Source organism: Streptomyces sp. NPDC002446 (assembly GCF_053595675.1).
Genome location: NZ_JBSFYC010000127.1, coordinates 1 through 12542, shown reverse-complemented (window position 1 = coordinate 12542; position 12542 = coordinate 1). Strand labels below are relative to the sequence as shown.

The window sequence follows — 12542 nt, the reverse complement described above, 5'->3', positions numbered from 1 at the left end:
GGCAGGGTGTCCGGACGTAAAGCGAAGCAGTCCGGACACCCTGCCCCGGAGGACCGACACCGCACCCCGAAAAGCCCCGCGCAGCGGCACGCACCGCCCGCCGCAGGCGAAACAAGCGCAACCCCCACGGCGGGAAAGCCGAAAACGTGGGCAGCAGGCAAAGCGCAGCGGATCAGCGAAGCGCCCGCTGGACCAGTGTTCGGCCGAAGTCCCAGATCAGGGCGCCGCCGCCATGGGCGTCGTCCATGACGGCTGTGAACGCCTCGACGAACCGGTCCACCTCCCGCTCCCCGATGATCAGCGGCGGGATCAGCTTGATGACCTCCAGGTGGTCGCCGGAGACCTGGGTCAAGATGCGGTGCCGCTGCAGCAGCGGCACCACCACCATCTGCGCGAACAGGCCCTTGCGGGCCGCCTGCAGCATCGTCCAGCGGCTGCGCAGGGCGAGGGACCTTGGCCGGCCGAACTCAATGCCGATCATCAGGCCGCGGCCCCGTACGTCGTGCAGCAGCTCGTATCTGCCGATCAGCGCGGCGAGCCGGGAGCGCAGCAGCTCACCGGTGTGCCGGGCGTGGGCGACGATCTGCTCGTCCTCCAGCACCGCGAGCACCGCGAGACCGGCCGCCATCGCCTGGGCGTTGGAGCCGAAGCTGGCGGAGTGCACCAGCACCCGGTCCATGGACGAGTAGACCTTCTTGAAGATCCAGTCCTTGCCGAGGGTCGCACCGACCGGGACATAGCCGCCGGACAGCGCCTTGGCCACGCACACCAGGTCCGGTTCGACGCCGTCCTCGTGCTGGTAGGCGAAGAAGTCGCCGGTGCGGCCGAGGCCGGTCTGCACCTCGTCGGCGATCAGCAGCGCCTTGTGCCGGTGCAGCAGCTCCTGTGCGGCCCGCAGGAATCCGGGCGGGGTGGGGTGTACGCCCTTGCCCTGGATGGGCTCGACCACGAAGGCGGCCACGTCGCCGCGCTTCAACTCCCGTTCCAGCGCGGCGAGATCGCCCATCTCGACGGCGGTGTCCGGCAGCAGCGGGGCGAAGCCGTCCCGGAAGCCGTCCTCGCCGTTGACGGAGAGCGAGCCGCAGGTCAGGCCGTGGAAGGCGTGGGTGCAGTAGAGGACGCGCGGTTTGCCGGTCGCGTAACGGGCGAACTTCAGGGCGGTCTCGACGGCCTCGGTGCCGCTGTTGCCGAAGAAGACCCGGTCCAGGTGGGGCGCGTGGGCCAGCAGCTTCTCGGCGAGCAGACCGGGCAGCGGCTGGCAGTCGAAGCGGGTGAGGTCGGGCAGCTGGGCGTCCAGGACGTCGTGCAGCGCCTGGCGGACGACGGGATGGTGCCGGCCCAGGCCCATCACTCCGAAGCCGGCGAGCATGTCCAGATAGTCCCGGCCGTCGGCGTCCCAGAAGTAGGCGCCCTCGGCCCGCTCGTAGACCTTGTCGAAGCCGATGGTGTGCAGCATCCGCGGGAGCTGGTGGTTGAGGTGGCGGCTGTGCAGGTCATAGCCCTCGGCGCCGCGCTCGGCGAGCAGCTTGGTCAGATCGAAACCGGTCACGACGTGCTCTCCTTACGGGCCAGCGCGGCGCTGATCCGGCCGGCGATCTCGGCCGGGGTGAGACCGAGGTCGGCCAGCAGCTCACCGCGCCTGGCGTGCGGCAGGAACTGCTCGGGGAGGCCGAAGGTGCGCAGCGGCACGTCGATGCCGGCATCCCGCAGCGCCTGGCCGACGGCCCAGCCGACGCCGCCGTTGCGGATGTTGTCCTCGACGACCGCCACCATCGCGTGCCGCGCGGCGAGCCGGCAGATGGTCTCGTCGACCGGCTTGACCCAGCGGGGGTCGATGACGGTCGCGTCGACGCCGCGCGCCGCGAGCAGTTCGGCCACCCGCAGACAGACCGGGGCCATCACGCCGACGGCGACCAGCAGTACGTCCGGGTGCGGTGTGCGGTGCAGGACGTCGACGCCGCCGATCCGCTCCAGGGCCGGGATCGGGTCGTCCACCGACTCCTTGGGGAAGCGGATGACGGTCGGCGCGTCGTGCACGTCGAGGGATTCGCGCAGCTGGGCGCGGAGCTGGTCGGCGTCGCGCGGGGCGGCGATCCGCAGCCCCGGTACGACACCGAGCACCGACAGATCCCACATGCCGTTGTGCGAGGCGCCGTCGGTGCCGGTGACCCCGGCCCGGTCCAGGACGAAGGTGACCCCGCACTTGTGCAGCGCCACGTCCATCAGGACCTGGTCGAAGGCGCGGTTGAGGAAGGTGGCGTAGACCGCGACGACCGGGTGCAGTCCGCCGGTGGCCAGCCCGGCCGCGGAGACCGCGGCGTGCTGTTCGGCGATGCCCACGTCCCACACCCGGTCGGGGAACGCCTCGGCGAACTTGCCGAGCCCGACCGGCTGCAGCATCGCCGCCGTGACGGCCACGACGTCCTCGCGCTCGGCGCCGATGCGCACCAGTTCGTCGGCGAAGACGGACGTCCAGCTGGGCGCGCCGGACGGGGCCACCGGCGCGCAGGTCAGCGGGTCCATCACCCCGACGGTGTGGAAGTGGTCCGCCTCGTCCTCCAGGGCCGGCTGATAGCCGCGGCCCTTCTCGGTGAGGCAGTGCACCAGCACCGGACCGTGGAAGCCCGCCGCACGCCGCAGCGCGGATTCGACGGCCGCGATGTCATGGCCGTCGATCGGTCCCAGGTACTTCAGGCCCAGGTCCTCGAACATGCCCTGGGGCGCGAAGGCGTCCTTGAAGCCCTTCTTGGCGCCGTGCAGCGACCCGTAGAGCGGCTGTCCGACGACCGGGGTGCGCTGGAGGACGTCCTTCCCCCAGGCCAGGAACTTCTCGTAGCCGTCGGTGGTGCGCAGGGTGGCGAGGTGGTCGGCGAGGCCCCCGATGGTCGGTGCGTAGGAGCGCTCGTTGTCGTTGACGACGATGATCAGCGGGCGGTCCTTGGCGGCGGCGATGTTGTTGAGCGCCTCCCAGGCCATGCCGCCGGTCAGCGCGCCGTCGCCGATGACGGCCACGACATGGTCGTCCTTGCCGCGCACCTGGTTCGCCTTGGCCAGGCCGTCGGCCCAGCCCAGGACGGTGGAGGCGTGGGAGTTCTCGATCACGTCGTGGGCGGATTCGGCCCGTGAGGGGTAGCCGGACAGGCCGCCCTTGGCCCGCAGCTTGGAGAAGTCCTGGCGTCCCGTCAGGAGCTTGTGGACGTAGGACTGGTGGCCGGTGTCCCACAGGATGCGGTCGGCGGGCGAGTCGAAGACCCGGTGCAGGGCGATGGTCAGCTCGACCACGCCGAGGTTGGGGCCCAGATGGCCGCCGGTGCGGGCGACGGCCTGCACGAGGAAGTGCCGGATCTCCTCGGCGAGTTCGGGCAGGCGCCCATCGGGGAGCGCCTTGAGGTCGCGCGGTTCGCGGATGTGTTCCAGCATCGTCATGGTGGGTCGTTCCCCCCTCTGCTCGTTCGGCTGACCGGGGGCCGGGGCGCCCTCCGGACAGCGGGCTCCCCGGCTCATCGGGTCATCCGCGGTTGCCCGCAACGGTCTCCTTGGCCGCCCGGAGGGATTCCTTGAGGGAGCCCATGGTGGCGAGGACGGCGGTCGGTTCGTAGCCGCAGTGCGCCATGCAGTTGGCGCAGCGCGGGTCCTTGCCGCGGCCGTACTTGTCCCAGTCGGTCTCCTCGATGAGCTCCCGGTACGTCGGGACGTAGCCGTCGCTCATCAGGTAGCACGGGCGCTGCCAGCCGAACAGCGAGTAGTTGGGGATCGCCCAGGCCGTGCACGGGAAGTCCGCCTTGCCTTCCAGGAAGTCCAGGAAGAGCGGGCTGTGGTTCAGCCGCCAGCGGCGCCGGTTGCCGCCCGCGAAGGCCTTCTTGAACAGCTCCCGGGTCTGCTCGACACCCAGGAAGTGCTCCTGGTCGGGGGCCTTCTCGTAGGCGTACGCGGGCGACAGCATCATCTCGTCGACCTGCAGATCGTCATTGAGGAAGTTGAGGACCTCGATGACGGTCTGCGGGGTGTCGGTGTTGAAGAAGGTGGAATTGGTGGTGACCCGGAAGCCGCGCCGCTTGGCTTCCTTGATCGCCGCCACCGCCTCGTCGAATACGCCTTCCTTCGCGACGGATTCATCGTGCCGCTCACGCATCCCGTCGATGTGCACCGCGAACGCGAAATACGGCGAGGGGGTGAAATCATCCATCTTCTTGCGCAGCAGCATCGCGTTGGTGCACAGGAAGACATACTTCCGCCGCGCCACCAGCTGCCGCACGATCTCGTCGATCTGCGGATGCATCAACGGCTCGCCACCGGCGATGGAGACCATCGGGGCCCCGGATTCCAGCACCGCGCCGACCGCCTGCGCCACCGGCATCCGCTGCTTGAGCACCCCCGCCGGGTGCTGGATCTTCCCGCAGCCCTCGCATTTCAGATTGCATGCGAAGAGGGGTTCCAGCTCGACGATGAGCGGGAATTTCTCGCGCCGGCGAATCATCTTCTGTTCAAAAAGATAGGTCCCGACCCGGATGGACTGACGGAGCGGCATGGCCATCTGGCTCACCTCCAGGGGAGCAGCAAAGAACGGTGCCATTCATAGAAGACAGGAACTACGGAGCGCAGCACTCGGAAGGCTGATATTCCACCGCGGACGGTGCCGATACGTACGAGTTCATGTTCTGGAGCGTCCACGACCACCCGGACGGCCGCAACCGGACGTCGGCCGCCGGTCTGCGCCGCGCGCAGCGTGGCGGCGGATTCCATGTCCACCGCGATCGCCCCGGCGGCGTGCAGCCGGGCCCGCTCGGCACCGCGGACGACATGGTCGGAGCCGCACAGCAGACCGCGGTGCACGGTCAGGCCGCGCTGCCGCAGGGCCTGCAGCAGCGGGCCGTTGTCACGGCACGCCAGGTCCGGTACGCCGGGCCGGTGGTCGCGGGTGGCCTCGGCGACGACCACGTCCCCGGGACGCATCCCGGGGGCGAGGCCGGCGCAGAATCCGCTGGCCACGACGGGTGTGCAGGGGCTGATCGTGCCCTCAGCCAGCGCCTTGGCCAGGGCGCGTTCGGCCGCCCGGGGGCCCATGCCCGTACGGAGCACGACCAGCGGCGGCCGCGCGCCCCCCGGCGTCTGGTCCGCTCCCCCGCGCAGCGCCCACCTCTCGATGCCGAGCGCACAGGCGACCAGCAGCGGCGGGTCCGCGTCCGCGGGGAGCCGCATCAGGCATCCACCGCGGCACCTGCCGGTCCCCCGTGGAGATAGCGGCCCAGGGCCGTCAGCGGGAAGACCTGTCGGTAGAGGTGGTAGTTGATGGAGAAGTCCCAGGGAAAGCCCGTGCCGGTGAAGTACGGCTCGTCCCAGGAGCCGTCCTCGCGCTGGGTCCCGGTGAGCCACCGCACGCCGCGCCGCACCGCCTCACCGTCCCGTTCGCCGGCGGCGAGCAGGGCCATCAGCGCCCAGGCGGTCTGCGAGGCGGTCGAGGCGCCCCGCCCGGCCCACTTCTCCTTGTCGCGGTAGGACCGCTGGTCCTCGCCCCAGCCGCCGTCGTCGTTCTGCACCTGCTCCAGCCAGCGCACCGCGCGGCGGACCGCGGGGTGCGCGGCGGGGATGCCGGCCGCGGCGAGCGCGGGCAGGACCGAGCCCGTGCCGTAGAGGTAGTTGGTGCCCCAGCGGCCGAACCACGCTCCGCTGGGCTCCTGTTCGGCCAGCAGCCAGGCGATGCCGCGGCGGGTGCGCGGGTCGTGCGTACGGCCGACGTCGGCGAGCATCTCCACGACATGGGCGGTGACATCGGCCGACGGCGGATCGATGACCTCGCCGAAGTCGCAGAACGGCAGGCGGTTGGGGAACGGGCTGGTGTTGTCGACGTCGAACGCGGCCCAGGCCCCGTTCCTGGACTGCATCCCGAAGTTCCACCGCACCGCGCGGCGCACCGCGGTCTCCACCCGCTCGGGGTCGGGGTGCCGGACCCGGCGCAGCGCGAGCACCACCTCGGCGGTGTCGTCGATGTCCGGGTAGTTGTCGTTCTCGAACTCGAACGCCCAGCCGCCGGAGGGCAGTTGAGGCCGCTTGACGCTCCAGTCGCCGGGCCGGTCGATCTGCTCGGCGAGCATCCAGTCGGCGGCCTTGACCAGCTGGGGGTGGTCGGCGGGCAGCCCGGCGTCGGCGAGCGCGATGGTGGCCAGGCAAGTGTCCCACACGGGCGACTGGCAGGCCTCGATCATCCTGGTGGGGGCACCTCCCGGGCCGTCAGGCCCAGGGGGACCGTCCTCGCGCCATACGGCGAACCGGTCCAGCGACTCCAGGCCGGCGCGCAGTACGGGGTGGTCGAGGTCGTAGCCGAGGAGATGGAGGGCGATGAGGGAGTACACGGCGGGGGGCTGGATGCCGCCCCAGCAGCCGTCGTTCTCCTGCCGTTCGATGATCCAGCGGGCGGCGGAGCGCATCGCGGCGCCGCGCAGCTTGCGCGGGGCGACCCTGTGGTAGAGGTGCAGCGCCTTGTCGAGGCGCTGGAAGACGCCGTCCCAGCTGGTGGCGGGGGCGAGCGGCCGCGGCGGGCTAGGGCGGCGGGGGTCGGTGTGCAGCTCGTCGAGGGCGAACGGCGCCGGACGCACCGGGCGTTTTGCCGAGACGATGGTCAGCGGCACGATGGTCTGCCGCGCCCAGCACCCGAAATCGTAGATGTTGAGCGGGAACCACTTGGGAAGGTAGATGAGCTCCGGCGGGAGTTCGGGCAGGTCGTCCCACTTCCACCAGCCGAAGAGCGCCAGCCAGATGCGGGTGAAGACCCGGGCGGCGGCGACTCCGCCGTGTGCGCGGACCCAGGCCGAGGCCTTGGCCATGTGCGGTGCGTCGGGCTCGTCGCCGGCGAGCCGGAGGGCGACATAGGCCTCGATGGTGGCGGAGAGTTCGCTGGGCCCGCCGTAGAACGTGGCCCAGGTGCCGTCCTCCTGCTGCTCGCCGCGGATGTGGCGGGCGGCCGCTTCGGTGAGCTTCGGGTCCTGGACGCCCAGGAACTGGCGGAGCATCAGGTCCTCGGCGTCCATCGTGACGTTGGTCTCGAGGTCGCCCTTCCACCATCCGGTGGGGTCCTGGAGGGACAGCAGGTAGTCGGTGGCGCGTGCGGTCGCGCGCCGGGCCGCCTCCGCCGTGTCGTGGAGTAAGGCGGGGTGTGTGCCGTGGCCGGATTCGGTTGTCTCAGCGGTGGCATCGCTGGCCGAAGGGGCCCGGGGCGGCAGCGCCCCGGTGCTTCCGTCGGTCGTCGCTGTCATGGCTTCCCCTTCTGCAGTGAACTGTCAAAGCGTGCTCAGGGATTCCGTCGGCCGGTGCCCTCCCCCACTGCCCGAAAGGCAGCGGTAGCTGGGGGAGTACCTCCAGGCACCGGCCGGCGACTGCGATCTATTCGGTGTCGATAGTGATCATCTCTCTCGTACGACGACGAAGTCCGCGAGGGCGACCAGCTGTGCGCGGACCTTCTCCGGCATCTCGATCTCGTCCAGCGCGGCGATGGCGGTGGCGTGCTGGCGGCGGGCCTCCTGGGAGGTCCACTCGCGGCCGCCGGCCTCCTCGATGAGGGCCGCGCGGGAGGCGAACTCCTCCTCGGTGAAGTCGGCGATCTCGGTCTCGCTCTTCTTGGCGTCGGCCGCCAGGATCTGGGCCAGCCGCTCGGAGGCCGGGCCGCCGGCGGCCAGCGCGGCGACGACCGGCAGCGACTTCTTGCGCTGGCGCAGATCGCTCCAGGTCTGCTTGCCCGTGGCGTCCGGGTCGCCCCAGATGCCGAGCACGTCGTCGACGGCCTGGAAGGCGAGGCCGAGGTGGTAGCCGTACTTCTCCAGGGTGTCCGCGGTGCGGTCGTCGGCGCCGCCGAGGACCGCACCGATGGAGACGGCACAGGCCAGCAGCGCGCCGGTCTTGTTGCCCTCCATCTCCAGGCACTCCTCGACGGTGACCCGCTCGCGGTGCTCGTAGGAGATGTCCTGCGCCTGGCCGTCGATCAGCTTGCGGGTGGCCAGGGTGAGCCGGCGGGTGGCGCGGCCGGCGTCGACCGTGCCGAGCTCCAGCAGTATCTCGTTGGCGAGGGCGAACAGCGCGTCGCCGACGAGGATCGCCTGCGCGGGGCCGTGCACCTTCCACACCGTGTCGCGGTGCCGGCGCTGCTCGTCGCCGTCCATGAGGTCGTCGTGCAGCAGCGAGAAGTTGTGCACCAGCTCGACGGCGACCGCGCCGGGGATGCCGACCTCGGGGGCCGCCCCCGCGGCCTCGGCCGACAGCAGGGCGAGCGCGGGCCGTACCGCCTTGCCGCTGTCCCCGGAGCTGGGGTTGCCCTCGGCGTCGATCCAGCCGAAGTGGTAGGCGGCGACGGTGTCCATCGGAGGAGCGAGCCGGTCCACGGCGGCACGCAGCACGGGAGTGGCGAGCGTCCGCCCGCGCTCCAGCAGCGCGGTGACGCTCTCGGTGTCGATAGCTGGGGAAGCCGGATTCACGGTTTCTCCTCTGTTTCCGATGCTCGTGCTCGTGCGAGCGCTCGTACTCGTGTTCATGCCGCCTCCTGAGGCAACTGGCCCTGGGGGAAGCCGAGTTCGTTGAGTGCCTCGCGAGCGGCGGCAGTGCCGCTGCGAACAGCGCTTTCCATGGTCGCGGGCCACCCGGTGGCGGTCCACGCACCGGCCAGGTACAGGCCGGGGGCTTGGGTGCGGGCGGCGGGGCGGAGCCTGCCGACGCCCGGGGCGGGCGCGAAGGTCGCGGTGCGCTCGCGGGTGACGAAGAAGTCGCGGATCCTGGCGCCCCGGGCGGCGGGCAGCAGCCGCTCCAGTTCGGGCAGGTAGCGGGCGCGGAGCTTGGCGACCGGCTGGTCGATCTCCTCCTGCGCGGCGGACTGCGAGACGGCCAGGTACTGGCAGCCTGCCCCCTCGGGGAGTCCGTGCAGCCCGGATGCCTCCGTGCGGTCGAAGACCCACTGGACCGGGGAGCCGACCGCGGCGAAGAAGGGGCGGCGCAGCACCTTGCGGTCGTAGACGACATGGAGGTTGAGGATCGGGGCGGTCTTGATGTCCAGCAGCCGGTCCTGGCCGGTCAGCGCCCCGTCGGGCAGCAGGGCATGGGCCTCGCGCTGCGGTACGGCCAGGACGACGGTGCCGGCGGTGAGCTGCTCGGTGCCGTGCGGGCCGTTCTCCACCGCGACCCGCCAGCCGTCGTCCGTGCGGGCGAGGGCGCCGGCGCGGGTGCGCAGCGCGATGCGCACCCCGGCCTTCTCCAGCGCGGCGCGGGCGAGGGTGTCGTGGACGTCGCCGAGCGGGACGCGGGACCAGCCGATGTCGGCGGCGCCCGGGTCGGACAGCAGGCCGGTCTTGAAGACCTTGGCGGCCAGGCCCATGGACGCGTCGGCGGCGCGGGCGTTGAGGGTGGCGATGCCGACCAGGTCCCACAGCGCCTCGACGGCGCGGGCCGACTGGCCGTGGCGGCGCAGCCAGCTGCCGAAGTCGATGCCGTCCAGCGCGGGGTCGGCGGGGTCGAGGCCCTTGAGCGCGAGGGTCGCGCGGACCACCCCGACGCGCTCGGCCGGGGACAGGTGCGGATAGCCCGCGAGGCTCGCGGCGAGGTGCAGCGGGACGGGCAGGGCCGTGCGGCGCAGCCGCCCCAGCCGCATCCGGTCCGCGTCCAGGACCGGTACGTCCATGCGGTCCTGCAGGGGCACCAGATCCGTGGCGCCGATCCGCTCCAGCAGGCCGCTGTACGCGGTGCAGCAGCGCAGATGGACGTGCTGGCCGTTGTCGACGCTCAGCTCGCCGGCGGCGCTGTCGCGGCGGAAGGAGAAGACCAGTCCGCCCAGGCGCGGCCGGCCCTCGACGAGGGTGACCCGCAGCCCCGCGTCGGCCAGCGCGAGCGCCGCGGTCGTGCCCGCGAGGCCGCCGCCGATGACGACCGCGGTCGCGGTCTGCGATGTCATGCGTTCTCCCCCCGTACGTGTCTCATGGACGCAGCCGCCCCGGGGAGGGTTGCCCGCCCTGCTGACGCGGGGTCACCGCTGTCGTTCGCGGCCCGCATCATCCGCGCCTCCTGACGGCCTGCCGGCGGCCGATCGCCCGCGCGTCGAGCCCGGACAGCCCGCGCACCGCGACGAACGCCTTCTCCCGGCCGGGCAGCGAGACCCGGCCGCGCAGCACCGCCTCGGGGTCGGCGGCGATCCGTGTGAGCAGGCGGTGGTAGATGCCGGCCATCGCGGCGACGCAGGCGCCGCTGCGCCGGTCGAGCATCGGCAGCAGCCGGAAGCCCTCGGCGAACAGCGCGCGGGCGCGCTGCACCTCGAAGTGCACCAGGCCGCTGAAGTCGGAGCCGGCCGGCGGTACCGGACGCGCGAAACCGGCCGAGCAGCCGAACTTGGCGAGGTCCTCGGCGGGGAGGTAGGTACGGCCGTTGCCGGCGTCCTCGCGAACGTCCCTGAGAATATTGGTCAGTTGGAGGGCGAGACCGAGGGTGTCGGCGTACTCGGAGGCGTGCTCGGCGTCCGGTGCGCCCGGCACCGTGCCGAACACTCCCAGCGAGAGCCGGCCGATGGCGCCGGCGACGCAGCGGCAGTAGACCTTGAGGTCGTCCCAGGTCTCGTAGGTCTCGCCACGGACGTCCGCCAGCACGCCGTCGATCAGCTCGTCGAGCGCGTCGAGCGGGACGGGAAAGCGCATGGCGGCGTCGGCGAGTGCGACGGCCACCGGGTCGGTGTCGTCCTCGTCGATCCGGCCGTCCTTGATACGGGCCAGCAGCGCCCGGGTGTCCTCCAGGCGCTGTTGCTTGGCGAGGGGCTCCAGATTGCCGTCGCCGATGTCGTCGACCCGACGGGAGAAGGCGTAGAGCGCCGACATGGCCTGTCGCTTGTCGGTCGGCAGCAGCCGGATGCCGTAGGCGAAGTTTCGTGCCTGCTGCCCGGTGATGGCCTCGCAGTAGCGATATGCAGCGAGCACCGGCGCGGACGCGTGTGCGGTTGCCTCCACGGTCCGGCTCACCCCTCTCTTCGCAATGTCGCCCCCAGCTCGCGCAGCAGGCTGAGCTTGGTCGGCTTGGGCGGTCCAGGGAGTACGTCGTGTTCGGCGGCCGCCACCGCCTGGAGTGCGGCGCGTCCGCCGGCCACGAAGCCGGCCAGCAGCAGCTTGAGTCTGCCGTGGACGCTACCCACCAGCGGGGTGCCTTCATTCAGCAGCTCACGGGCGCGTTCCGCCTCGTAAGCGATCAGCGCGCGCACCGATGCGCCCCCGCTCGGGGCGGCCAGATCGGCCTCTGTGACACCGAAGCGTTTCATGTCCTCGGCGGGGAGGTAGACGCGGTCGCGCCCGAGGTCCTCGGCGACGTCCTGGAGGTGTTCGACGATCTGCAGAGCGGTGCACACCGCGTCGGAGCGGCGGATCCGCTCGGGGCTCGACGTGCCGGTGACGCCGAGGACGAGCCGGCCGACGGGGTTGGCGGACAGCTCGCAGTAGGCGACCAGGTCGTCGTAGGTGGCGTAGCGGCTCACCCGCTGGTCCTGGCGGTTGGCCTCGATCAGGCCGAGGAAGGGCCCGGGGGTCAGCTCACAGCGGCGCACGGTCGGACCGAGGCGGCGCATCAGCGGATGCTTGGGGCCGGGGGCGCGGTCGCTGAAGACGCGGTGCAGGTCCGCTTCGAGGGCGTCCAGCAGCGCGGGCCTGTCGTCGTACTGGGCGCGGTCGAGCCCCAGGAGTACGGCATCGCCGCCGCCGGGCGCGAGATCACCGTCACCGATGTCGTCGACGAGCCGGGCGAAGCCGTAGACGGCCATCAGGTCGGCCCGCCAGACGCGGGGCAGGAAGAACGGCGCGACCGGGAAGTTCTCGTGTGCGGCCTGATCGAGCACGGTGCGCGTGTGGTCCCGCCCGTCACCCGCCGCCGCCCTTCGGGGGAAGGCGCGACGCGCCCGCTCGGTGTCTCGGCTCACCGGGGGCTGCCCGGCGCATTTCGGTGCCGGAGCGAACCAGTAGCCATTGCCGTCACGTCTCCCGTTCTACACCGCCAAGCTAAAACATCCTATTTCGGACACGCCGCAGCTGGCGACGCGCCCCGATCGAGCCCTCATCGCCCTCTTGGGTGAGCTATGCCCGACATATACCACTTGTACTGTTCGATACCCGTACAGCTTACGCCGTACCTCTCGCCCACGTCCGAGCGGGTCCGAACCCCGAGACAGCCATCCGGTCAACGCCGGCCGCGCCCCGAACCGTTCCCGGCCCCGCTGCAGTTGACCATCCCCCAACCGTTCGAAGGCCCCCGCGCGGCGGACTCGCGGAGGCCTTCCGGTGTGAGTGGGACTACTTGCCCGACTCCTTCTCGTAGGCCTTGATGACCTCGTCGGTCGGCCCGTCCATCAGCAACTCGCCGCGTTCCAGCCACAGGACACGGTCGCAGGTGTCGCGGATGGACTTGTTGTTGTGGCTGACGAGGAAGACGGTGCCGGCTTCCTTGCGGAGTTCGCGGATGCGGGCCTCGGAGCGCTTCTGGAAGCTGCGGTCGCCGGTGGCCAGTGCCTCGTCGATCATCAGGACGTCGTGGTCCTTGGCCGC

At 71.4% G+C, this 12542-nt stretch carries 9 protein-coding genes and 1 pseudogene; all 10 read right to left on the bottom strand.

Annotated features, from left to right (window positions below; translation table 11 throughout):
* Positions 1–172: 172 nt before the first annotated feature.
* On the bottom strand, positions 173–1549 hold the full coding sequence (locus ACWD6P_RS36050; RefSeq protein WP_451448443.1) for an aspartate aminotransferase family protein: 1377 nt from the start codon (positions 1547–1549) through the stop codon (positions 173–175).
* On the bottom strand, positions 1546–3426 hold the full coding sequence (gene dxs / locus ACWD6P_RS36045; RefSeq protein ID WP_451448442.1) for a 1-deoxy-D-xylulose-5-phosphate synthase: 1881 nt from the start codon (positions 3424–3426) through the stop codon (positions 1546–1548). Before dxs ends, ACWD6P_RS36050 begins: the two co-directional genes overlap by 4 nt.
* Positions 3427–3508: 82 nt before the next feature.
* On the bottom strand, positions 3509–4534 hold the full coding sequence (gene hpnH / locus ACWD6P_RS36040) for an adenosyl-hopene transferase HpnH (RefSeq protein WP_451448441.1): 1026 nt from the start codon (positions 4532–4534) through the stop codon (positions 3509–3511).
* Between the two features lie 5 nt (positions 4535–4539).
* The gene (locus ACWD6P_RS36035) at positions 4540–5199 is read right to left on the bottom strand and encodes a phosphorylase family protein (RefSeq protein WP_451448440.1); all 660 of its coding nucleotides are present in this window, start codon (positions 5197–5199) and stop codon (positions 4540–4542) included.
* Positions 5199–7250: a squalene--hopene cyclase gene (shc, locus tag ACWD6P_RS36030; RefSeq protein WP_451448439.1), complete on the bottom strand. Its 2052-nt coding sequence runs from the start codon at positions 7248–7250 to the stop codon at positions 5199–5201. The genes ACWD6P_RS36035 and shc overlap by 1 nt, the downstream gene beginning before the upstream one ends.
* A gap of 147 nt (positions 7251–7397) precedes the next feature.
* A complete protein-coding gene (locus ACWD6P_RS36025; RefSeq protein ID WP_451448438.1) occupies positions 7398–8462 on the bottom strand; it encodes a polyprenyl synthetase family protein in 1065 nt (354 codons plus the stop codon).
* Between the two features lie 53 nt (positions 8463–8515).
* Positions 8516–9925 carry a hydroxysqualene dehydroxylase HpnE gene (hpnE, locus tag ACWD6P_RS36020; RefSeq protein ID WP_451448437.1) on the bottom strand — a complete coding sequence of 470 codons (1410 nt, stop codon included), beginning with the start codon at positions 9923–9925 and terminating at the stop codon, positions 8516–8518.
* A 97-nt stretch (positions 9926–10022) separates the two neighbouring features.
* Positions 10023–10976, bottom strand: coding sequence for a presqualene diphosphate synthase HpnD (gene hpnD, locus ACWD6P_RS36015; RefSeq protein ID WP_451448436.1), 954 nt, complete (start codon positions 10974–10976; stop codon positions 10023–10025).
* Positions 10973–11839 (bottom strand): squalene synthase HpnC, encoded by an 867-nt coding sequence (hpnC, locus tag ACWD6P_RS36010; protein WP_451448444.1) that lies wholly within the window; start codon positions 11837–11839, stop codon positions 10973–10975. The genes hpnD and hpnC overlap by 4 nt, the downstream gene beginning before the upstream one ends.
* 451 nt (positions 11840–12290) lie before the next feature.
* Positions 12291–12542 (bottom strand): annotated as a pseudogene (locus ACWD6P_RS36005) (ABC transporter ATP-binding protein); the annotation flags it as partial.